This window comes from Roseomonas alba (assembly GCF_019430885.1).
In the GTDB taxonomy this organism is placed as follows: domain Bacteria; phylum Pseudomonadota; class Alphaproteobacteria; order Acetobacterales; family Acetobacteraceae; genus Neoroseomonas; species Neoroseomonas alba.
The window spans coordinates 387,785-410,967 of record NZ_JAHYBZ010000007.1; the positions used below are offsets into that span (position 1 = coordinate 387,785).

A 23,183-nucleotide genomic window follows, 5' to 3' on the forward strand; every position below is an offset into this window, starting at 1 on the left:
CTTGGTCGTGGAGAGGCGCGCAAAGATGAGCGGCCTTCGGTGATCTTGCTGTTCAGGGCGCCGGCTGTGTCGCTCGGGTCACCGCGGAGCGGTCAGCTCGGTTCGGCAGCGAAGAGCCATCCCGCTACCGCGTCCTGGCCGGCCACTCTGGATGCAGCTCGTCGATCACGAAGGCATGCCGGTGCCGGAAGCCGTCCGGCCCGGTCACGAGCGGCTGGTGCTCAGCTGCGCGATGCGGGTGCTCCGGTGGGAGGCCAGCATGGTCGTGCTCGATCTCCTCCGGGTCATCCCGCGGCCACAGCGCCGCCGCCGCACCGAGCCCTGCCACCGCCAGCACGGCCAGCACCAGGAAAGTGGGCCCGAGCCCGATCGCTGCGCCGAGGCCGCCGGCCAGCGGATAGGTCAGCAGCCAGCAGGCGTGGCTCAGTGCGAACTGTGCGGCGAACAGCGCCGGCCGGTCGCCGGGATGCGCGGAGCGCCGCAGCAGCCGCCCGCTCGGCGTCAGCACAAGCCCGTTGCCGAGGCCGAGCAGCGCCCAGACCGGCAGCAGCACCGGCCATGACGGCACCAGGGGCGCCAGCAGCAGCCCAGTGACCAGGAGCGCGGCGCCGGCCAGCATCGCGCTCCGGTCGGTCATCCGATCGCCGAGCAGGTGCGGCAGGGCGAGCGCCGCGACCATGGAGCCCAGGCCGTAAGCGGCCAAAGTCCAGGCCACTTCTCGCTCGCCGAGGCCGAAGCCGGCCCGCACCAGCACCACGGTGTTCACGATCACCATCGCGCCCGCCGCGGCCGCGGCGAGGTTCAACGCCAGCAAACCGCGCAGCCGCGGCGTCGCGAGATAGATGCGCGCCCCGCGCGTCGTGCGCCCCCAGGCACCCTCGGAAGTCGTCGGTGGCTTCGGCGAGGGCAGCACCACCGACAGCACCAGCACTGCAGACGCGAGGAAGCCCAGCGCGTTCAGCCCGAACAGCCAGTGGAAACCGATCACGCCAAGCAGGGCCGCGGCGATGGCGGGGCTCGCCAGCGCCTCGAGGTCGTAGGCGAGGCGCGAAAGCGACAGCGCCTTCGTGTACTCCGCCTCCTCCGGCAGGATGTCGGGGATGGTCGCCTGGAAGGTCGGCGTGAAGGCGGCCGAGCCCGCCTGCAGCAGGAAGATCAGCAGGTAGACCTGCCAGATCTCGGTGACGAAGGGCAGGCAGACCGCGACACCGGCGCGCAGGAGATCGAGTGTCACCAGCAGGCTGCGCCGCGGCACCAGGTGGACGAAGGCGCCGGCGACGGGCGCGATGCCGACATAGGCGATCATCTTGATCGCGAGCGCCGTGCCGAGCACTGCACCGGCATCGGCGCCTGCCAGTTCGTAGGCCAGCAGGCCGAGCGCGACCGTCGCTAGCCCGGTGCCGAGCAGCGACAACACCTGGGCCAGGAACAGGTGGCGGTAGGTCAGGTTCGACAGCGGCGACAGCACGGCGTCCTCCGAGCGAATTAGCCTAGCGTAGTCCGGCCGGCGCCGCTCGGCACCGGCCGTGCGTGTGCATCAGGGCATCACATAGCGCGCCTGGACGGTGTGGCCGTCCGGCATGCGGCCGGTGACCACCACGCGGGCGCCTGGCGTGATCGGCGTCTCCAGCGTGGCGGAGAAGCCGTCGCCGCTGGCCGTGAGCGCCGCCGTGCGGTTCGCCTGGCCTTCCTGGATCACCATCCGCGCCGTCGCCCCGCTGCGCGGCGGCGCCACACGGCCGTGATTCACCAGGTAGACGCGGATCGCCGTGCCATTGGCGACCAGTTCCACCTCATGTCCGTCGCTCCCGGCGAGCAGCCCACCATTCGGGCCGCGTCGCTCGCGCTGCTGGGCGAGCGCCGGGGTAGCAAGGGTAACGGCGAAGCCGGCCAGGATCATGCGTCGGTTCATCGGGGTCTCTCCTTTCGGGTTCAGAAGGTGGTGGCCGGGCGCAGCGCCGGCCTCAGCCGCCGCATCGCGCGCGGCGATCAGGCGTTCGAGCGGACGCCGCCCGAACAGCAGGAACAGCACCGGCGTCAGCACCGCGTCGAATAGGGTCGCGGTGACCAGCCCACCGAAGATCGTCACCGCCACGGGGTGCAGGATCTCGCGCCCCGCTTCGCCGGCGCCGATCATCAGCGGCACCAGCGCAAGCCCGGCCGACAGCGCGGTCATCAGTACCGGCCCTAGCCGTTCCAGCGTCCCGCGGAGGACGAGGCCGGGCCCGAAGGTCTCGCCCTCATGCAACGCCAGGTTGATCCAGTGCGAGACCTTCAGGATGCCGTTGCGCGCCGCGATGCCGACGAGCGTCACGAAGCCGATCATCGAAGCGACCGAGAGCGGCTGCCCCGCGATCCACAACGCCGCGACGGCGCCGACAAGGCCCATCGGGACCACCGCCAGCACGATCAGCGCAAGCACGACGGAGCGGTAGCGCTGCCACAGCACCAGCAGGACCAGCAGCGCCGAGACCGCGCCGAGGATGGCGATGGCCCGGCTTGCCGCCTCCTGCGCGCGGAAGGTGCCGTCCAGCACGATGCGGATGCCGGGTGGTGGCGCGGGCTCGGCCACCAGCCGCGCTAGATCGGCGGCGAGCGCCGCCATGTCGCGCGAGCCGTCGCTGTTCGCATAGACGACGATGCGCCGCGCGCCGTCCTCGCGCAGGATCTGGTTCGTCACCGTGGTCTCGACCACCTCGGCGAGGCGCTCCAGCGGCACCGCGCCATGCGGCGTCGGCACGAGCAGGTCGCGCAGCGCGTCGGCATTGCGCCCCGCCTCAGGCAGGCGGAGGACGATCTCGGTCCGCCGCGTACCCTCCCCGAGCGCGCCGAGCACGCGGCCGCCGGCCAGCGCCTCGACCGCCGCGGTGACGGCCTGCGGCGTCAGCCCGTGCAGCGCGGCGGCGGCCGGGTCAACGCGGATCTCGACCTGCGGCACCAGCGTCTGCGCCTCGACATTGATGTCCACCAGGCCTGGGATGGCCTGCATGCGCGCGCGCAGCCCTTGGGCCACGATGCGTGCCGCCTCCTGATCCTCGCCGAACACCTTGAACGACAGCGCCGCCCGCACGCCGGAGAGCATGTGGTCGATGCGGTGGCTGATCGGTTGGCCCATCACCACCGAGGCTGGCAGCACCGCGAGCCGTTCTCGGATCTCGGCGAACACAGTCTCGCGCGGGCGGTCGGAGCGGCGGAGCGTCACGTCGATCTCGGCCGCGTGCACGCCCTCGGCATGCGGGTCGAGCTCAGCGCGGCCGGTGCGACGGCCCACGCTCACCACCTCCGGCACCTGCATCACCAGGCGCTCGGCGATCAGGCCGAGACGCTGGCTCTGCTCGAGGCCGATGCCCGACTCAAAACGCATGCCGACCAGGGCCGTGCCCTCGTTGAAGGGCGGCAGGAAGGCGCGCGGCAGCAGCACGGCACCGACTGCCGCCAGCGCCACCGCCCCCGCCACGCCGCAGATCACCAGGCGCGGCCGGCGGAAGGCGCCCTGAAGCACGCGCGCCTGCGCACGCTTCAGCGCACGCAGCACAGGCGTGTCGCCATGCGCGCGCTTGGGCACCTTTACCAACAGGAAGCTCGCCAGCGCCGGCGTGACTGTGATGGAGACCAGCAGCGAGGCCAGGATGGAGACGATGTAGGCGACCCCGAGCGGGACAAACAGCCGCCCCTCCAGGCCGGCGAGCGCAAAGAGCGGCAGCAGTACCAGTACGATGATGAAGGTCGCATAGAGGATGCCCGAGCGCACCTCCTGGCTTGCCTGCGCGATCACCACCATCGATGGCAGCGGGTTGGGTCGCTCGGCATTCTGGCGCAGGCGGCGCAGGATGTTCTCCACATCCACCACCGCGTCGTCCACCAGCTCGCCGATGGCGATCGCCAGCCCGCCCAGCGTCATGGTGTTCAACGTCAGCCCAAAGGCGTCGAAGACCAGTACCGTGACGAGGATCGAGATCGGGATCGCCGTCAGCGAGATCGCCGTCGCCCGCCCGTTCAGCAGGAACAGGGCGAGCACCAGCGTCACCGCGATCGCCGCTTCGATCAGCACGATGCGCAGGTTGCGGATCGAGGTCTCGATGAAATCGGCCTGGCGGAACTGGATCTGGTTCGCGGTGACGCCGGCGGGGAGCGACGCCTGCACCTCCGCCAGCCGCGCCTCGACCGCACGTGTGGTCGGCAGCGTGTCGGCGGTCGGCGCCTTCTGGACGCTGAGGATGACGGCGGGCTGGCCGTTGAAGCCGGCATCGCCGCGACGGGTGCGGGTGGCGAAGTCCACCTCGGCGACCGTCCCGAGCGGTACCGCGCCGCGCGGGGTTGCCACCGGCAGGGCGCGCAGCGCGTCGAGGTCCGGCGTCGGTGTGCTGGCGCGCAGCACGAACTCGACGCCACGGCTCTCGATGAAACCGCCACCGGCCGAGGCACCAACGCGGGCCATCGCCTGCGCGATGGCGTCGATGCCGATACCGGCCTCGGCCAGCGCGGCCATGTCGGGGCTGACGCGGATCTGCCGCACGGCACCGCCGATCGGGTTCACCTGCACCACGCCGGGAACTTCGAGCAGGCGCGGGCGCACCTGAGCCTCCACCACGTCGCGCAGCCCGGCCGGATCGAGCCCGGACGCGGTCACGGCGATGAGCAGGATCTCGCCCATCACCGTGCCGATGCCGCCCATCTGCGGAGCGAGGCCTGGCGGGAGTCGTCCCTGCAGGCGCGTCAGGCGTTCTGCCGCATCGGCACGCGCTGCGGTCAGGTCGGCGGCCCACTCGAATTCGGCGAGCACGATGGACAGGCCGGGCGCGGAGGTGGAGCGGATGCGCGCCAGCCCCGGCGCGCCGCGCAGCGCTGCCTCGACGGGCGCGGTGACCAGCCGCTCGACCTCGGGCGGCGCGAGGCCCTCGGCCTCGGTCATGATGGTGACGGAGGGCCGCGTCAGGTCGGGGAAGACATCCACCGGCACGCGCGGCAGGACATAGAGGCCATAGGCGACGAGCAGCGCCGCCGCCGCCAGCACCGCGACGCGGTGCCGAAGGCTGGCCGAGACCAGGAAGTTGAACATGCGCGCCCCCTCAGCGGATCTGGTTCACGAGGAGGGCGCCCTGGACGAGGATCTGCTCGCCCGGCTCGATGCCGGCCAGGATCGCGACGCGGGTCGCGTCCAGCGGCTCGAAGCGCACGATGCGTGGCTCGAACAGCTCCGGCTCGGCGTGGCGGAACACCACGGGCAGGCCGTTCGGCGCCTGCACCACCGCGTCGCGCGGCAGGATGATGGCGGTGCGGCGCTCCGGCAGTTCCACCACGACCTGCACGCGGCGGCCGATCTCGAGGCCATGGTCCGCGGCGCGGGGCGCGAAGTCGAGCAGCGCGGTCTGGCCGCGGAGCGCGGGCGCGCGGCCGAGCAGGGCGGCCGGCACCGGCGCCATGCCGCGCGCCTCGATGCTGGCGGCGGCAGTGGGCGCGAGCGCCAGCGGCGCGAAGGCCTCGGCCTCGATCCGCACGCGAGCGGGGTCGAGGATCTCCACCAGGGTCTGGCCGGGCGAAACCGTCTGGCCCTGGGCCAACGCAACGGTCGCGATCACGCCATCGGCCGGCGCGCGCAGCGTTTCCGCACCGGCGATCTCGCCGGTAGCGGCGGCGAACGGCACTACGAGGGCGAGCGCATCGCCCGCGCGCACCGCCTGGCCACGCCGCGGCAGGGCGCCGTCGATGGCGACGATCCGGCCGGCGGTCGCGGGCTGGACGACGGCCTGCGCGTCCGGGCTCGGCAGCACACGGCCGGCAAGGGTGACGCGGCGCGCGGTCTCCTCCGGCACGACGCGGCGCGTGCGGAGTTCGAGCAGGCGCTGCGTCGGCTTTGGCACGAAGACCATGCCATCGGCGCGGCGGCGCGGCGCGTCGCCGTCCTCGGCGGTTGCCGTCTCGGGGCCATGGCTGTGGTCCGGGCCGCCCGGCCCCGCCGTCGAGGGCGAGACAGCCAGCAGCGTCAGCGCCAGCACCGCGATGCCGGCGCGGCGACGGCCGAACAGGAAGCCGATCGCAAGGGCGCCGGCGCCGGTGGCGGCCAGGGCGATGAGCACCGTCTCGACCGAGATGCGGCGGTGCAAGAAATCACTGAGGGCGTGGGAGTGACCGTGCGCCGCGGCGGGTGCGGCCGCAGCGCCAGGGACCCGGATGGTGCCGACCAGCAGGTCGGGCGCCGCGCCGCCGATGGTGGCGAGCACCTCGATCTCCCCGGTGCCGAGCGCCTCGGCCGGGATGCGGAAGCTGCCGTCCGGCTGCGCCTCGGCGCGAACCGTCCGGCCCGCGATGTCGAGGTCGAGCGTCACGCCCGCGGCCGGCGCGTTGTCCTCCTGGCGGTCCAGGTAGAGCGTCAGCGCGCCGCCCTTGAGGATGCCGACGAGCTGCCAGGCCTCGGAGACGGCTACGAGCCTTGGGCTCTGCGGCAGGGCCGTGGCGGTGGGTTCCGGACCATGCTGGTGGTCAGGGCCGCCAGGGCCGGCAAAGGCGGGCGTGGCAAGCAGGAGTGAACACAGGGCAAGGCGGCGCAGCCCGGCACGGGCGCGCGACAGCAGATGAGGCATGGGAACTCCACGAGAAACGACGCGGGCCGGCGCGGTGGCGCCGGTGGCTCAGGCGAGCGCTGCGTCGCCTCGTGGCGGACGGTCGAGATTGCCGGACGGCGCCCCGGACAGTCGGGCGAACAAGGCCCGGGTCATGGATGCGCCGAGGTCACGTTGAGCCAGACCCGATGCGGCGGGCAGCAGGAAGGCGACCCCATGGGCGTGGTCGGCCAGGAGACCGTCCGGCCCGTCATGCTGATGCGCGGGCCCGTCGCCATGGCTGTGGCGGCCCTCGGTACCGAAGACCTGCACCGACGCATCGTTGCTATCCGCGGCGCCACCGGCGAGCCAGTCGCGTTCGGCCTGAAGGGCTGCGAGCCAAGCCGCCGCAGGGTCGGGACCACCGTGATGCGCCCAGGCATGTCCCACTTGGCCCAGCACTCCGGTCAGGAGCATGAGCGCAGCGAGCAGCATCCGGACGCGGCGGACAACGGATTTCGGCACGCGACGGCGGGTAGCATTCGCGCGCCGCGTCTGTCCAGTACGCAGCGTTCTAGGCTTGGCGTTCCTCCGGCGGGCGGATTTGACGGAACGCCCACAGCAAGGCGAAGTCCTAGGCGATCTTGAGGACACCGCAGAGGATGAAGGGCGTCGCCTGCCACCCTGCCGCAAAGATCGCCCCGGCAATCGCCGGTCCTGCCGCCGCCGCCAGGCTGCGCGGCACAGCCGTGAAGCTGGCCGCGGCGGTGCGCTCGGGGGGCGTCACCACGGCCATGACGTAGGAGGAGCGCGTCGGCACATCCATCTGCGACAGCGCCGCGCGCAGCAGCAGCAGTCCGAGCGCGACCTCCACCTGCGGCGCGAAGGCGGCCCCGATCAGGCAGAGGCTGGACGGGATGTGGGTGAACACCATGGTGTTCACGAGGCCGATGCGGGTGGCGAGCCAGGCCGCCACTGGGAAGGAGAAGGCCGAGAGCACGCCGGACCAGAAAAAGAACAGCCCGGCCTCGGCGAGCGAGAGGTCGAAGCGCTCGAATAGCCACAGCGCGAGCAGCGACTGTACCGCGAAGCCGCCCGCGAAGGAATCGACGCAGAACAGAGCCGCGAGCCGCACCACAATGCCGCGCGACGGGCCGAGAACGCTGTGGCCTGAGCCCACCTCAGCCGGCGCCTCCCGCGGCAGGCTGCGATAGACGAGCCCGCCGGCGATGCCGAGCGCGGCGTAGAGTACGAACATTGCGCGCAACGCGACGATCTCCGACAGCCCGGTCCGCGCCAGCAGATCCGGCGAGGCCGCGGCGAGCGCGCCCAACGCCGCCGCCATGGCGCCGACCAGGCTGTAGCGAGCGAAGCTGCGCGTGCGCTCCGCGTCCGGCACGGCGCGGGTCAGCACGGCATGCTCCAGCGGCACGAAGATGCTGACGCTGCCGGCCGAGGGATTGATCGTGCCCACCAGGGCGACGAGGAGGATGATGGCGAGTGCATCCGTCGCCGCGAAGACAAATCCGCTCGCCGCCATCACGACCGAGGCTGCCATCAGCAGGCGTCTTTGCCCGAACCGGCCACTGACCACACCGATGCCGAGCGTCGTCAGCGCCGACCCCAGCAGCGCGAGCGTCGCGACCAGGCCGATGGCGGCCGGGCCGAGGCCGAGCGCGGTCAGATAGACCGGCAGGAGCACCGCTACGAAACCGTCACCGAAGTCGCGCAGTGCGCGCGCCCAGAGCAGGCGCGTCGTCACCACAGTCACGTCAGGATCTCCCGCAGCCGGCGCGTGTCCTCCGCCGCTTCGCGCAGCAGCCAGTCGCGGAAGGCGATCACTTTCGGCAGGCCGGATGTCGCCCTGGGTCCAACGATCCAGTAGCCATAAGGCACCGCGAGGCGCGGGCCGAAGGGCTGCACCAGCCGGCCCGAAAGCAAATCCCAGGCGGCAAGCGCTGTGCGCGCCAGCGCCACGCCCTGGCCGTCCACCGCCGCGTCGATCGTCATGCTCGCCTGGTTGAAGACCGGGCCGCGCCCGGCATCCACGCCCTTGGCGCTGGCCTCCTCCACCCAGCGCGACCAGTCGCGGCGGTCGTTGGTGTGCAGCAGCGTGTGGTGATGCAGTCCCGCTGGCGCGCGCAGCGGACGGCGCCCACGAAGCAAGGCCGGGCTGCAGACGGGGAACAGCGCTTCCTCGCACAGCCGGGTCGCGTGTAGCGTCGGCCAGGATCCGTCGCCGTGGCGGATGGCGAGGTCCACATCCTCCCGCGCGAAGTCGATGTGCTGGAGCGAGGCGCTGACGCGCAATTCGATTTCGGGATGCGCTTCCGCGAAACGGCCGAGGCGATGGACCAGCCACTTCGACGCGAAATTCGGGGAGGTGCTGACGGTAAGCGTGCCCGCCCCCTGGCGTTCCAGCAGGCGCTCGGTGCCGGAGGCGATGCGGTCGAAGGCGTCGCGCACGACTTCGAGATAGGCGCGCCCGGCCTCGGTGATGACCAGGCCCTGCGTGCCGCGGTCGAACAGGCGCAGGCCGAGGCCCGCCTCCAGTGCCTTGACCTGGTGGCTGACGGCGCCCTGGGTGACGCAGAGCTCCTCGGCGGCGCGCGTGAAGCTCTCGTGCCGCGCGGCGGCCTCGAAGGCCTTCAGCGCATTCAGCGGCGGCAGGCGACGCGGCATGGCACCCGGGAGGGCATGAGGAAAACTAGGGCAGGCTAGAGAAACGATGCTTCGACGTCCATCGCACCGTGCCCTTATTCATCCGGCTCCTCAACAGCGAGCGGCCGCAGGTCGCCAGGACAGGAGCAACGGAAATGCGTTCAAGCATGCGCCTCGCCATCGAACCCGCCGGGCCGACCATCGGCATGAGCGGAACGATGGTCGATCACGACCGGGCGGAGAACCGGATCGCCCACCTCGTCGCGCTCGTGAGACTGTGGATGCAGCGGTATCGCGAGCGACGCGCGCTGGTCGGCTACACCGACCTCGATGTGGTCAGTGACCATATTCTGCGAGACCTCGGGCTGACACGCGCCGAGGCGCGAGCCGAATGCCGCAAGCCCTTCTGGCGGCAGTGATCGGCCCGGTTGCCGGATGGGCGGGGATACTTCTCCCGCCGTCCGGTGGCAGCCGCGGAGACCCTGACTTGCCGACTGGTGCGGATCGTCGGGCCTCTACGGCATCAGACGACCGTGAATTCAGGCCAGAGAAGGTTAGATTCGGGTTCCCACCGCTGCTCCAGCCGGTTTCCCAACCTCATTCTCTGTTCAGCAGTAGCCGGCGGTCACGGCCAGATTTGGCGGGGCTTTGCGCCCGAAGCTCGGGATAGCGACTGCCCCGAGGTTGGCACTTTCTCTCTCCGACCGACCAATTCTCTCTGCACCTCGGGACTTGGGCGATTATTTCCCAAGCCGACAACACGTTGATTTTGTTCGCTATCCAACCCGCCCGCACTGCTTTGAGTTGCGGTCGGCTTCGCCTGCCAATGACAACCCGGCGCCAACTCAGGGCGGCGACGCACCCGAGCCGGACCCCTTATCGGGCCGATAGGTGGCGGCAAAAATGTTGTCCGTGAGGAATTTCCGGAACGACGGGTCGTCCTGGAACATCTTGAAAAGCTCGACGTGGTCCGCGACGAGGTCGTTCATCGCCCGTTGGAGAGCTGCGTCATGCTCTATTCGGGCATTCTGCCGATCGGAGTTCCGGACCGCATTCTGGAAGGCCTTGTCCGCAGACACCTTGGCCGGCAACTCCTCGGTGATCACCTTCCGGATCTTGTCCCCGTCTTTCCAGTCGACGTTCCCAAACTGGTCGTTGAACGCCTGGATGATGTTGCTCAGTCGGTCCAGTTCGGGCTCTGGCTTTCGGCCGCCGCCACTGGTCGGCACTGGATCGACCTCGGCATCGGTGTCCGGCAAGGCCACAGCCATCGATGCCTGGACCTCAACCCGGTAGCTGTCCATGTCGACCGCCTCGAGGATGCCCTTCGATAGGTCTTCCTCCCGCGGCGCTGGCAGTTTCGGGATCAGGAAATTGAGGAAGGTGGCGAGCTTTTCCCACTCCGCATTGGTGTACGGCAGGATGGACGCCAGAAAGCCGTAGGTCCGAACGAACGCCTTCGCCTTCCCCTTGAAGTCGACCTGTCCATCCTCATCCAGGTCGCTCAGGTATGTGGCGACGCAGGCATCCAGGATGGGGTCCAGAGCATCCCGTGGCGCGCCGGACAGGTAGCGGGCGACGAGGTCGTCCACCTGAGCCGCGTCGTACACCTGGTGGCCGTCGAGCGCGGCCTTCAGGTCGTGCAGCTTATTCGGGTCGGTCTGCTCGCTGAGGATCGTCGTGCGGTAGTAGGGCGCGAAGGACGCCTCGATCACGTCAGCATCGTTCTGGAAATCGAGCACGAACGTGTCGTGCTTCTTCGGGTGCGCACGGTTGAGCCGCGACAGGGTCTGCACCGCCTTTACCCCGGAGAGCGCCTTGTCCACGTACATCGTGTGAAGCAGGGGCTCATCGTAGCCCGTCTGGAACTTGTCGGCGCAGATCAGGAACCGATACGGGTCCTTCTGGATGCGCTCCTCGATGGCACTGCTCGGGAAGCCGTTCAGCGATGCCTCGGTGACCTTCTGCCCGCCATACTCATGCTCGCCCGAGAAGGCGACGATGGCCTGGTACGGGCTCTTCCGCTCCCGCAGGTAATCTCGGAACGCGTGAAAGTACTGGATCGCGCGCTGAATGCCCCCCGTCACCACCATCGCTCGCGCGTCACCACCAATTTTCCTTCGGGCGATGACCTGGTCGTGGAAGTGATCGACCATGATCTCCGCCTTCTGGCGGATCGCGTGCTCGTGCCCCTCGACGTAGCTGCGGAGCTTCTTCTTCGCCCGGTTGGAGTCGAATTCGGGGTCGTCCTCCACCGCCTTGGCCAGGCGGTAGTAGCTCCGGATGGGCGTGTACTGGGCCAGCACGTCCAGGATGAAACCTTCCTGGATGGCCTGCTTCATCGTATAGGTGTGGAAGGGGCGGTGCTTGGTGACGCCGCCTTCAGTGAACGGCGTGCCGAACACCTCCAGCGTCTTGTTCTTCGGCGTGGCCGTGAAGGCGAAGTAGCTGGCGTTGGGGAGGACCTTCCGCGATTCCATGATCCGGTTGATCGTGTCCTCGACCGTCTCGTCCTCTTCCTGCCCCTCGCCGCCAGCGCCCGAGAGGGCGATGTTCATCTTGGCAGAGGTGCGGCCGCCCTGGCTGGAATGTGCCTCGTCGATGATGATGGCGAAGCGCTTGCCACGATGCTCATCGCCGATCTCGTCGAGGATCACCGGGAACTTCTGCACCGTCGTGATGACGATCTTCTTGCCCGTCTTCAGGAATTCGCGCAGCGCGCCGGACCGATCGGCATGCCCGACAACCGATGCCACCTGAGCGAACTGCTTGATCGTGTCCCGGATCTGCTTGTCGAGCAGCCGCCGATCGGTCACGACGATTGCGGTGTCGAATGCCAGGCGCCCCGCATGCTCCAACCCGACCAACTGATGCGCGAGCCAGGCGATAGAGTTGCTCTTGCCGCTGCCGGCCGAGTGCTGGATCAGGTAACGCCGCCCGACACCGTGATCCCCGGCGTGGCGCAGCAGTTCCCGCACCACGTCGAGCTGATGGTAGCGGGGGAACACCTGGCGCGGAGGCTTCTTCTTGCCGTGCTCGTCCCGCTCCTCGACGATCTGAGCGTAGTTCTCCAGGATCTCGGTCAGGCGCGGCTTGGTCAGCATGTCGCGCCACAGGTAGTCGGTCTTCAACCCGGCTCGGTTGGGCGGATTCCCGGCTCCATCGTTCCAGCCCTTGTTGAAGGGCAGGAACCAAGACTCCTTCCCCTTCAGATGGGTGCACATCCGAACCTCGGCATCGTCCACGGCGAAGTGGACGACGCAGCGCCCGAACTTGAACAGCGCCTCCCGCGGATCGCGGTCGCGCTTGAACTGTTCGACCGCGTCCGCGACGGTCTGCTTCGTCAGGCTGTTCTTGAGCTCGAAGGTGGAGATCGGCAGTCCGTTGATGAAGGTCGCCATGTCGAGCGACTGCGCACCGCCATCCTTGGCGTAGCGCAGCTGCCGCGTGACGCTGAAGATGTTCGCGACGTGCAGCTCGACGGCCTTGGCATTCGCGGCCGAGGGCGTGCCGAAGAACAGCTCGACGGAGACAGGGCCGTCCTTCACCCCGCTGCGAAGCACGTCGATCACACCGCGCTTCGCAACTTCGCCCTGCAGGCGATGGAGAAACTTGAGGCGCTTGGCCTCATCCTCCAGCCCAAGCTGCGTGACCGCCTCGGGCTGTGTGGCTCGGAGGAACGCCAGGAGCTTCGGCACATCCACCGCGTGGTCGCGGTCGTAGTCCTTGGGGTCGCCGAGCACATAGCCGGCGTCATCGACCAGCGATCGCGCGATGAGCGCTTCGAGGCCCTTCTCGCTGGTGTCGGTACTCACGCCGCGGGCGTGGTCACGCGGCCCGGCAGCCAGCCCTGACCGGCCAGCGTGTCGAGCGCCAGGCCGATCTGCCGCGGCGAGAAGCGGCGCTTCCGCTCACCCCAGCCATGCACACGAACGACGATGTCCGCCGGCGTCGCGTCCGGGGCATCCTTGGCGACCCAGTGCACGGTAGAGAGTAGCTCCAGCCCGAACGGCGTCTCGAAGCCCTGGACGAGCGCAGCCACGCGATCGAAATGCGCCCGCGTCGCCTCCTCTCCTTCGAGGAAGGTCATGGCGTCATCCACGGCACCCGGCACGAGGGTGAGCTGCTTGTCCGGGGCGTCGCCGCCGTCACGGTAGCCCGCAACCAGATGCCCCTCGACCTGGGCGAGGACATTGCCGAGGTTCTCGGCGAAGGGGCCGTAGGGCGCCTTGGCATAGCGCAGGCGCAGGGGCTGCCCGGCCTCCTGCATGAAGTACATGAGCTTGTGCACTTCCAGCAGCGTCACGAACGGGTCCATCAGGCCGCCCAGATAGCGGTGCATCAGCCCGACCAGCGCAGCCCGGCCGGCGGTCATCGGCGGGACCTTGCTCGAGGCCATGCCGCGGCCATCCACGGGGGCGCCGGCGGGCTCGAACAGAATGACCTCGAGATCGTTGATGCCGCGCAGCGCCTCGACGATGCGCGGCTTGACGTCGCGCCACTCCAAGCCGCCAAGGCCACTGCCCAGCGGCGGGATGGCGATGGAGCGGATGCCCCGCGCCCGGATCTCGGTGGCCAGGGCGACGAGCCCGCTCTCGATGTCCTCGATCCGGCTATTGCCGCGCCAGTGGCGTTTAGTGGGGAAGTTGATGATCCAGCGCGGCCGGGTCAGCTGTCCGACCTCGACGACAAACATCTGGCCAGGCTGCACGTCGCCCCGGTCGCACGCGGCCTTGTAGGCTTTGAAATTCTCCGGGAAGGCATTCTTGAACTGAAGTGCCACGCCGCGGCCCATTATGCCCACGCAGTTCACGGTGTTCACCAGCGCCTCGGCCGGCTCGGCGAGGAGGTCTCCGATTTTGCTGGTGATCATCCGATTCTCCTCCGCATCAGTAGTACCAGTCCGTCCGGACCTGAACAGGCGGCATGTGGTCCGCGCCGTCCAGTATTTCCCTCACGCGCTTCTGCATATCGATGGTCCGAACGCCGATCCTCTCGACAAGAGACCACGGGAAGCGTTCGTGGACGAGAAATTCAGCCTGCTTGCCTTCCTTCACATCGGATGAGCGGAAATCCGTGGCCTGGACCGCCGTCCAGTTGATATCGCTGAGCTGGCTCAAGTCTTTCCTGAACGACTGATAGTTCGCGCCGGCATTCCCAAGCGAGAAGGCCCACCGTCGCCCCACCTTGTCCGCGCGCTCCACCACGGTGTGGAGGTCCGCTTCAAGCGTGACGATAGGGACTTGGCCGCCCCGGTAATCGAGCCCCGGCGCGTTCCCCATATATAGCAAGTAGAGCATGATCGAGCGAGGACAAAAGTAGAACGGAACGTAGTCCCCGACATAGGTCTTCGGGTGGCAGGTAACCGGCAGCGTGAGCCGGCGGTCCTTGATCCCCTGCATGCCGATGACCGTTCCGGCACCGGCGCGCGCCCTGATGGCGGCATCGCTGTAGAGCCGCTTGTTCGCCACCACTGAGGCAAGCCGGTCCACATGCAGGATGTGGTAGATCTTCGGCTTCGCTGGCGGTGCAGCCGTCATTCATCGACCTCGGCAAGCGCCACGTCGGCATTGTCCTCGTCGTCGGCATCCTCGGCTGTCGTTGCCTCCTCATCCTCCAAAGGCGGAGCCTCGCCGTCGCTCTCGTCGGCGAGCATCGCCAAGGCTGCGGCGCGGACGTCGAGCTTCCCGGTAACTGCGTCGGCAATCAGGCGCTCCCGGTACTCCTCGACCAACTTGATCTCTCTAACGAGCTTTTCAGCTGCGGCATTGATCTCGCCCAGCACACGGTCGAGGTGGTTGGCGATCGCCTCTTGCTCGTCGGGCGGCGGTACGGGGACCTCAATCGCGCCGAGTTCGGGCTTCGTCACGTGCACCAGGCCGATGATGCCGTGCGCGTTATCCTCGACCCGCTTGGTGACTGCGCGCAGGGCGTAGAAGAAAAACCGGCGATGAAGCGAGAAGCTCTCCAGCTTGAAGATGTGCTGGTTGAGGTATGCGGGGAAGGCCCGATCCCATTCAAAGGAACCGAATGACGTCCCGCGGTTGCCTGACCAAGCGAACAGTAGGTCTCCCGGCTGAATCAGCAGTCGCTCTGGAAGGTCCGCCCGATCTGTGTAGTTGAACTGGTCGCTCCCGTTGAGGTTCTCGATGCGGATGATCGGTGTACCCGCGTCCTTCCAATCCGAGGGCTTGAACGCAATGCCATTGGAGAAGCGGGTCAGGTATTTCAGCCGCTTCAACTGCCAATGCGACGGGATCAGCGGGACCGAGTCGAGCGGCGTTGCCTTCATGGCCGCGGCCGGATTGACGCCCCGCGTTACGGCGTCGTTGATAATGCCCTGACGGCGCTCCTTCAGCACAGCAAGCATGCGGCGTCGGTTCCGGATCAGACGTGTCGTCAGCCGCCCGTGCGCGTCAAGGTGATCAGCAAGGCGTCGCTGCTCTTCGGGTGGCGGGAAGGGAATAGCCGTTGCCCCGAACCGATCCGTGTAAAGTCGTAGGAAGCCTGCGGTCCCGGTTCCAAGGCCCTTCGACTGCCGTCGGAATTCGGCGCCAAGCTCGCGGGTCTGCATGAGGTAGACGAGGAAACGAGGGTCGGCCGGGCATAAGGGTTGAAAGACCGCGTAGTCCGGGCTGACCAAGCCATCGCGCGTGGAGAATGCCATCATACCGCTCGAAGCGCGCATGCGGTTCAGTACGAACTGACCAGCCTGGACACGCTTGAAGCCGATCACGTCCGAGGCATCGATCGGCTTCTTCGAGACGTCTTTATGTGGGACCAAGCCCCGGAATTGCCGGAGAGACAGCAGAACTTCTTCGCCGGTCTCGGTCCGGTCGACCACCTCACGAAAGACATACTTCAAGCGCCGAACATCCCACTGGCTCGGCACTCGTGGCAGCCAAGCAAGGCTGCTCTCACGATATTCTGGATAAGGCGATAGCTTCGACCCCATGGTTCAGGCCGCGCTAACGACCTGGCGTAGCAGGTCCGCGGCTTCCCGCTCCAGCGCCAGAATGTCTTGCTCGATCGCAGCCAGGTCGCGCAACGGCTTCGGCTGATGGAAGTGGCGCGTGAAGGAGATTTCGTAGCCGATCTCCGTCCGGTCCTCGTCCACCCAGGCATCCTCCGCGTGCGGCAGCACCTCGCGTCGGATGAAGGCCTCAATGCCGCCCTCCTCCAGGAAGGGCACCTGCTCCGTGTCGCGCAGCTCGGGGTCGGGCTCGTACTCCACCACGACCGTGCGGCCACCCAGCTTCTGCTGGTAGCGGCCGTGCAGCGCTTCCTGCTCTGGCTCGGTGCCGGGCTTGGGCTTCGACTGCTTGCGAATGACCGGCGCCGCCTTCGGGTCGCGCCGCCCGAGCACGGCCAGCAGCAGCTTTTCCCGCTTGGCGGTCAGGGATTCGTCCTTCGCCGCGGCCGCGGTGCGGATCGTCGCGAGCACGGCGTTGATGTCCAGGTGGGGACCGGCGCCGAGCGTCGGCGCCACTGCGTCAACGAGGTCAGCGAGCGCCTCGTCCTTCGCCGCCACCGCGGCGCGACGCAGGCTGCGCAGCGAGGCATCATCAAGCCGTGCGGCCAGCCGGAGCGGACGCTCCACAACCACCTTCCAATAGCCGAAGGAAGCGTTCGGCAGCACCTTGGTGCGCACACGCCGCACCTCACCCGCTGCTGCCGGCTCCGGCAGATTGGCTTGGCTGAGAAAGACGTCGGAGACCTCTCGGATGTCGTCCGGCCCCATCTCGCAATTCTTCTTCCCGAGGTTGCGGCGTAGCGGGCGGGAGCATGCCGTCGCGTCGATCAGCTGCACCAAGCCTCGTCGCTCATCGGCCTTGCGGTTGCTCAGCACCCAGACGTAGGTCGCGATGCCCGTGTTGTAGAAGATGCCCTCCGGCAGGGCGACGATGGCTTCTAGCCAGTCGTTCTCGATCACCCAGCGGCGGATGTTGCTCTCGCCAGATCCCGCATCACCCGTGAACAACGATGAGCCGTTGTGCACCTCGGCGATTCGGCTGCCGAGCGGCGTGCTGCGCTTCATCTTCGCCAGCTTGTTGGCCAGGAACATCAGCTGCCCGTCCGAGGAGCGCGTGACGAGGCTGAATTCAGCGTCACCGCCATGCTGGATGACGAAGCGCGGGTCCTTCAGATCCTTCTTGCCGCCCATCCGCTCGAGGTCGGTCTTCCAGCTTTTGCCGTAGGGTGGGTTGGACAGCATGAAGTCAAATTCGAGCGAGGGGAACGCATCTGACGAGAGCGTGGAGCCGTGCTGGATGCGCTCCGCTTCGGCCCCCTCGCCCTTCAGCAGCAGGTCGGCTTTGCTGATGGCGTAGGTCTCGGCGTTCACCTCCTGGCCGAAGAGATGCGTGCTGATCTCCTTGCCATGATCTGCAGCGAGCTTGGTCAGCGCCTCTTCCGCGACCGTCAACATGCCGCCCGTTCCGCAGGCGGCGTCATAGATGAGATAGGTGCCGGACTCGATGCGCTCTGCGACAGGGAGGAAGATGAGGTTCGCCATCAGCTCGATGACGTCGCGCGGCGTGAAGTGCTCGCCAGCCTCCTCATTATTGTCCTCGTTGAAGCGACGAATTAGCTCCTCGAAGATCGTCCCCATGCTGTGGTTGTCGAGACCAGGCACACGCACCCGGCCGTCCTCATCCTTCACCGGATAGGGGGAGAGGTTGACGGATGGATGGAGGAACTTGTCGATGAGGGGGCCGAGCGCATCGGCTTCGACCAGCGTGTCGATCTGGTTCCGGAACTTGAACTTGGTCAGGATGTCCTGGACGTTCGGCGAGAAGCCATCGAGGTAGGCGGTGAAGTCGGCCTTCAGCTGCTGCTGGCGCGTTTTCGCGGTGAGGTCGCGCAGCGTGAAGGGCGAGATGTTGTAGAAGGCCTCGCCGGCCACCTGCTTCAGGGGCTGGTCCTGGTCCCGGACTCCGTTCTCGTCAAGAAACGCCTTGCGGGCGAGAACCGCTTCCTTCTTCGGTTCAAGTATCGCGTCAAGCCGGCGAATGACCGTCATCGGCAGGATGACGTCACGGTACTTTCCGCGGACATAAACGTCCCGGAGAACGTCGTCGGCGATTCCCCAAATGAAGTTCGAGATATTCAACCCGCTCAAGAATTCCCCCTCTTGCCGCAAGTCCCAGAGGGTGCCGCAGCCGATGCGGCACCTTAGCCTCTTGCCCTGGTCTCCCGCAACGAAGGCGGCCTGCTCCCCGCGGCCAAGGCGCTGGCCTGCTCGTGCCAGGATGCCGGGAAGGGCCGAAGCAGAGTTGGCAGGCCGACGTCGCACCGGCCCTCCAGGATCGCCTCGACCAGCTCCGGCGCCAGCAGCGTCAGGCTGAGGAGCTTCCCCAGGAAGGACCGATCCATCTTCTCGGCCGCCGCCAACTCGGTCAGCGACCCGTGGAGGCCCTGGTCAAGCATGCGCTGGTAGCGATGCGCCCTGGCTATTGCCTTCACCAGGGCAGGGTCGGCGCGGGTGGTGGTCGAAGACGAAACCTGCGAATCGGGCATCACGACCGTCTTCCTGCCCGGCCGGTGCCGGATGGCCAGCGGCACCCGGACCGTGATGCTGGTCGCCGTGGTCATGCTGCCGACCTCAGCGCATCGGGCGCAATGGCGCCGAGGTCGCGGACGAGTCCGCCGAGCCCGTCAAGCCGCAGCCGAATGTCGGCACCAGCCGGCCCTACCACCACCCGCTCCACCAGCGACCGCACAATCCGCGCCTGCTCCGCGGGAAACAGATGCTCCCAGAGCGGGTCGAGCCGATGCAGGGCGTCCTGCGTCTCGCCCTCAGTCAGGTCGGGCGCCTCCCTGCGCGCCGCCCGCCAGGTGCCGACCACGATCTCCGGCTGCCGCAACAGCGCCCGCACCTGATCCACCACCGCCGCCTCGATCTCCGCCGCCGAAACCCGGCGCACGATGCTGGCGTCGCCGGCCGCATCACCCTTCAGGACCCGCTGGGCCACGTAGTAGCGGTAGAGCCGGCCATTCTTCCGGGCGTGGGTCGGCGACAGCGCCCGGCCATCCACGCCGAAGATCAGCCCCTTCAGCAGCGCCGGCGTCTGCGCCCGATTCTGGTTGGCGCGGACCCGCGGGCTGACCTGCAGCACGGCGTGCGCCCGGTCCCACAGCTCCCGCGGCACGATGCCCTGGTGCTCACCGGGATAGATCTGCCCCTTGTGCGCGGCCTCGCCGACATAGGTCCGGTTGTTCAGCAGCTTATAGACGTCGCCCTTGTCGAGCGTTCGCCCTGCCTTGCTGGTGGCGCCCTCCGCCCGGAGGCGAGTCACCGTCTCAATGCCCGATCCTGTCTCGGCGAAGATTTCGAACACGCGGCGCACCCGCGGTGCCTCCTCCTCATTCACCACCAGCTTCCGTGCCACGACATCGTAGCCGAGCGGCACCTTGCCCCCCATCCACATGCCGCGAGCGCGCGAGGCGGCGAATTTGTCGCGGATCCGCTCGCCAATGACCTCTCGCTCGAACTGCGCGAAGCTGAGCAGGATGTTCAGCGTCAGCCGTCCCATGCTGGTGGTCGTGTTGAAGCTCTGGGTGACGGACACGAAAGTGACGCCGTGCGCATCCATCACCTCCACCAACTTAGCGAAATCCATCAGCGAGCGAGACAGGCGGTCGATCTTGTAGACCACGATCACGTCGACCAGGTCGGCCTGAATGTCGCGCAGAAGGCGCTGTAGCGCCGGCCGCTCCAGCGTGCCGCCGGAGAACCCGCCATCGTCGTAGCGGTCGCGGACCAGTACCCAGCCTTCGGCTCGCTGGCTGGTGATGTAGGCCTCACAAGCGTCGCGCTGCGCGTCGAGTGTGTTGAACTCCTTTTCCAACCCTTCGTCGGTAGACTTACGCGTATAGACAGCGCAGCGGAGCTTCTTGGTCGTCGCCGGCATGGCCGGCTCGATGCGGGCGCGACGGGTCATGCATCACCCCGCGCGCGCAGCCCGAAGAACGTCCAGCCATTCCACCGCGTCCCGGTGATGTGCCGCGCGATGGCCGACAGCGACTGATACGGCCGCCCCTCGAATTCGAAGTCGTTGATGCGCACGGTGACCACGTGCTGCACGCCCTGCCATTCCCGGATGAGGCGTGTGCCGGCCAGCGGGCGGCTGTCGGCGCGGATTCGGCGCAGGACGACGTTGCCGCCATCCAGTTGCTCGCCCAGCGCCACCAGCCGGTCAACGGTCTCGGGCTTCAGCCCGCCATAGGCCAATTCCTGGATGCGATAGGCCAGTCGGCTCTGGATGTAGGCCCGGTTCCAGGGCGGCGGCTCCTTGCCGAACAACTCCCGCCATTGCTCCTTCAGCGCGGCGGTGGGCGCCGCCTGCAGCGCGGCGAGCCGCGGCAGCACCTGCGTCGGTGGAATCTTCGGGATTGTGGGCGCTAGCGCGGGCGCAGTGGATCGTCTGGTCATGCGAGTCCCTTCCTGTTGGGGTTCGCATGCAGGCGCTGGTGGGCGGTGGAGTGTAGGCGAACGTCTCCCACCCCCCGAGCTATCTGTGCATCCCGCGCATGGTCTTCGGCAGCGCGGCTGCGCAGCCGCACCAGGCCGGCGGCCAGGATCGAGCAAACCTCCCGAAGGTGCGACGGGAGCTGCTGGTTCATCGGGCCGGATGCGGGAAGGCTCATCCCAAGCCATTACTCGGCAAGGCCAGAATCCGTATCACGTGACCGTTGCGCCGTGCTCACAACCTCCGATAGAAAGATTACGAATCATCAATTGGAGCTTCGCTTGGCCAAGAACGTCCGAAACTTCGTGAACCGCCTGTTCATGCAGACGGTCGACCTTGGCCTTCTTCAAGAACTCCTTGCGCCGCATGAGCCAGACATGGCCTTTAAGTGGCTTGAGCTTCCTGAAGACGAATCTGCCCAGCGGGATGCCCTCTTCCACCTCTTCCGGGAGCGCGGTGACGAGTTCCCCGATATATTGTTGGATGCGCTTCACTCAATACTGACACTTTCGACACCGAATGGAGCGCGGGCGCTTCAGGAGATTGCCGATGAGCGCGGCGTGCGACTGGCCGAGGAGGCCGAACCGGCACCCGCCGATGATCGGAAGCGCCTGACCGCGCGCCATCTCGCGCTGATCGCCTACCTGCACCACCGCGATATCTTTCAGCGAGCGGTCCATCGGCACGCGTTTTTCGCATCATCCCCCCTCAGGCTGATCGGAGCCAGGAAAGGAGTGGTGCCGCGGCACGAGGACGAGACGGCACGGGAAGCCTTCAAAGCCGCCTGCCGGGAATACTTCGCGCGACGTTACCAGGGGCGCATTTGCGACGTTTACTGGTACCCGGAAGCCACCCACATCAACCTGCTGGTCGAGCACGGGATGAACGCCGTGATCCTTCCCGTAGAAGAGGGCGGCCGGCAGACGACACGTCCTGTCCGCGAGATCACAGCAGACGCCATTTGCTTCGAGCCGGAGACGGGGCTCATCAAGGTGGCGGCCCGCGCCAAGGTCGAGCGCCTGAAGCTGGTGCACCTATTCGCCGAACATCTCCTCGACGATCCCGACTTTTTCTTTGGTCCGAAGAGCGATCAACTTTACCATCTGGCGCCCATCGAAAAGAAGGGCACCACCTGGAAGTTCGAGAACGACTGGGACGACGATCTGAAAAGCGTCAAGGTCGTCGAGATCGAGATCGATGAGGGGCAAGCAGGCAAAGGCGGCCGCGGAGGTTCCCCGTGGAGCCTCCGCATGACCGACACCCTGAATTCCGTGTCCCGGGTCGAGCGCGTGTGTCCAGACATCGATCTCTCGACCTTGAGGGTATCGGGGCTGAAGATGCGGATGCGCTTCGAAATCGACGGGGAGCGACGCGACGTCACGGTCGCGATCAAGGTGCCCAACACAGTCTCCTTTCGCGACCATCTGCTCGAGGCCCGGATATTCGAGCACCTTCGGCTCAACGGATTTCTGATGGATGACGACCCTGCTCGCCTCGCTGCTGCAGCAGATTGATCTGCATCCCATCCGCGCGCTGCCCGCCGCAGCCTGCGTAGGGTGGGAGCCGCTTCGAGATCACCTCCGCCAAGTGGGCATCCTGGCCTGGCGTCCACCGCTGGACGAGGCGGACGCAGCGGATGTCGAGTTTGTTGATGGCGAGCCCTACCTCACCGTCGTCCAAGATGATCTGCATGCGCGTTCGCTCGACATCGACTTTCGCGCGACGGCGGTCGCAATCCGCCGCGACAGCGGGATCACGGGTCCGCCTTTGGAACTGCTGGACGCACGGGTTGTGCGCATCGGTGCCGTCCCGGCCAAACCGTACCCGTGCGGCGTCTACCTGGTACGACTCCTGTCCGACCGGAATGCGCTGGACACCTTGTCGGCCATCAAGGCACGCCATGGTGCGGGTCGCGTGATCATCATGACACCGACATTGCGCTTCCTCAGTCCCGAGACGCTTCGTTTGATTCAGCCACTCGGCGTCACCATCAGCCCCGTCGCCGAGCGCATAGCTGGCGCCCTGCCCGCGCCTTTCCGAATCCTGCTCGACGATCTTGTCAGCGGACAGGATGCGTCTCCGCGCGAGGATGCTCTGCAGATCGACGAGATTCGCTCGGTTGCGGCCTTTCGGGGCAGCGAGCTTTCGCTGACCCCCCGTGAATTCCACGCCCTGCGAGAACTCGCCGGTGCGGCTGCCGACCGCGATCCCATCGTTTCGAGGGGTGCGATCCTGGATGTTCTCGCCAGATACTCGACCCATGGCGAGGAGCCGAGAGACGAGCAGGTGACACTGGTCATCTCGGCCATCAAGAAGGTCATTGCGGCAGCAGCGTCACCGGAAGAGAAAGCCTCGGACGCGCTCATCCGGACCGTTCGCGGTGTAGGGTACGAGCTTCGGCTGCCGGCTGACCGCATCTGGTTTCGACGCTCGGACGCACGAGCAGAATAGCTTCCACATAGGTTCGGATAGCTTCCACACAGGTTGAATCCCCCCGCGAACGGCACGGTCC

General features: G+C 67.4%; 17 protein-coding genes. 3 read left to right on the forward strand and 14 right to left on the reverse strand.

Translation table 11 applies throughout. The annotated features are described in order from the left end of the window. Window positions 1-124 precede the first annotated feature (124 nt). The 6 genes from KPL78_RS21045 to KPL78_RS21070 form a co-directional block, all read right to left on the reverse strand. Window positions 125-1,468 carry an MFS transporter gene (locus KPL78_RS21045; protein ID WP_211848935.1) on the reverse strand — a complete coding sequence of 448 codons (1,344 nt, stop codon included), beginning with the start codon at window positions 1,466-1,468 and terminating at the stop codon, window positions 125-127. A 69-nt stretch (window positions 1,469-1,537) separates the two neighbouring features. Continuing rightward, window positions 1,538-5,059 (reverse strand): efflux RND transporter permease subunit, encoded by a 3,522-nt coding sequence (locus KPL78_RS21050; protein ID WP_211848934.1) that lies wholly within the window; start codon window positions 5,057-5,059, stop codon window positions 1,538-1,540. Window positions 5,060-5,069: 10 nt separating this feature from the next. Continuing rightward, complete coding sequence (locus KPL78_RS21055) at window positions 5,070-6,581, reverse strand: efflux RND transporter periplasmic adaptor subunit (protein WP_211848933.1); 1,512 nt, start codon at window positions 6,579-6,581, stop codon at window positions 5,070-5,072. A gap of 48 nt (window positions 6,582-6,629) precedes the next feature. Beyond that, window positions 6,630-7,064: a hypothetical protein gene (locus KPL78_RS21060; protein WP_219764938.1), complete on the reverse strand. Its 435-nt coding sequence runs from the start codon at window positions 7,062-7,064 to the stop codon at window positions 6,630-6,632. Window positions 7,065-7,173: 109 nt separating this feature from the next. After that, window positions 7,174-8,310 carry an MFS transporter gene (locus KPL78_RS21065; RefSeq protein WP_211848931.1) on the reverse strand — a complete coding sequence of 379 codons (1,137 nt, stop codon included), beginning with the start codon at window positions 8,308-8,310 and terminating at the stop codon, window positions 7,174-7,176. Next, complete coding sequence (locus KPL78_RS21070) at window positions 8,307-9,221, reverse strand: transcriptional regulator GcvA (protein ID WP_211848930.1); 915 nt, start codon at window positions 9,219-9,221, stop codon at window positions 8,307-8,309. Before KPL78_RS21070 ends, KPL78_RS21065 begins: the two co-directional genes overlap by 4 nt. Before the next feature lie 146 nt (window positions 9,222-9,367). Here KPL78_RS21070 and KPL78_RS21075 point away from each other — a divergent pair, with 146 nt between their 5' ends. Next, window positions 9,368-9,619, forward strand: coding sequence for a DUF1127 domain-containing protein (locus KPL78_RS21075; RefSeq protein ID WP_211848929.1), 252 nt, complete (start codon window positions 9,368-9,370; stop codon window positions 9,617-9,619). A gap of 426 nt (window positions 9,620-10,045) precedes the next feature. Here KPL78_RS21075 and KPL78_RS21080 read toward each other — a convergent pair whose 3' ends face one another. The 8 genes from KPL78_RS21080 to KPL78_RS21115 form a co-directional block, all read right to left on the reverse strand. Continuing rightward, window positions 10,046-13,015, reverse strand: coding sequence for a type I restriction endonuclease subunit R (locus KPL78_RS21080; RefSeq protein WP_216840193.1), 2,970 nt, complete (start codon window positions 13,013-13,015; stop codon window positions 10,046-10,048). After that, a complete protein-coding gene (gene darG, locus KPL78_RS21085) occupies window positions 13,012-14,073 on the reverse strand; it encodes a type II toxin-antitoxin system antitoxin DNA ADP-ribosyl glycohydrolase DarG (protein ID WP_216840194.1) in 1,062 nt (353 codons plus the stop codon). Before darG ends, KPL78_RS21080 begins: the two co-directional genes overlap by 4 nt. 16 nt (window positions 14,074-14,089) lie before the next feature. Beyond that, window positions 14,090-14,740, reverse strand: a complete 651-nt coding sequence (gene darT / locus KPL78_RS21090) for a type II toxin-antitoxin system toxin DNA ADP-ribosyl transferase DarT (protein WP_216840195.1) — start codon at window positions 14,738-14,740, stop codon at window positions 14,090-14,092. Then, the gene (locus KPL78_RS21095) at window positions 14,737-16,065 is read right to left on the reverse strand and encodes a restriction endonuclease subunit S (protein ID WP_216840196.1); all 1,329 of its coding nucleotides are present in this window, start codon (window positions 16,063-16,065) and stop codon (window positions 14,737-14,739) included. The genes darT and KPL78_RS21095 overlap by 4 nt, the downstream gene beginning before the upstream one ends. A gap of 93 nt (window positions 16,066-16,158) precedes the next feature. Further along, window positions 16,159-18,321, reverse strand: coding sequence for a type I restriction-modification system subunit M (locus tag KPL78_RS21100; RefSeq protein WP_216840197.1), 2,163 nt, complete (start codon window positions 18,319-18,321; stop codon window positions 16,159-16,161). 53 nt (window positions 18,322-18,374) lie between these two features. Beyond that, the gene (locus KPL78_RS21105; protein WP_037302132.1) at window positions 18,375-18,794 is read right to left on the reverse strand and encodes a hypothetical protein; all 420 of its coding nucleotides are present in this window, start codon (window positions 18,792-18,794) and stop codon (window positions 18,375-18,377) included. Next, a complete protein-coding gene (locus KPL78_RS21110; RefSeq protein ID WP_027286256.1) occupies window positions 18,791-20,143 on the reverse strand; it encodes a recombinase family protein in 1,353 nt (450 codons plus the stop codon). Before KPL78_RS21110 ends, KPL78_RS21105 begins: the two co-directional genes overlap by 4 nt. After that, window positions 20,140-20,634, reverse strand: coding sequence for a DUF2924 domain-containing protein (locus tag KPL78_RS21115; protein WP_027286255.1), 495 nt, complete (start codon window positions 20,632-20,634; stop codon window positions 20,140-20,142). The genes KPL78_RS21110 and KPL78_RS21115 overlap by 4 nt, the downstream gene beginning before the upstream one ends. A gap of 318 nt (window positions 20,635-20,952) precedes the next feature. Here KPL78_RS21115 and KPL78_RS21120 point away from each other — a divergent pair, with 318 nt between their 5' ends. Together KPL78_RS21120 and KPL78_RS21125 are read left to right on the forward strand one after the other, a co-directional pair. Further along, window positions 20,953-22,185 (forward strand): hypothetical protein, encoded by a 1,233-nt coding sequence (locus KPL78_RS21120; RefSeq protein ID WP_156910205.1) that lies wholly within the window; start codon window positions 20,953-20,955, stop codon window positions 22,183-22,185. Continuing rightward, window positions 22,148-23,122, forward strand: a complete 975-nt coding sequence (locus KPL78_RS21125; RefSeq protein WP_027286253.1) for a winged helix-turn-helix domain-containing protein — start codon at window positions 22,148-22,150, stop codon at window positions 23,120-23,122. The genes KPL78_RS21120 and KPL78_RS21125 overlap by 38 nt, the downstream gene beginning before the upstream one ends. The last annotated feature ends 61 nt before the right edge of the window (window positions 23,123-23,183 follow it).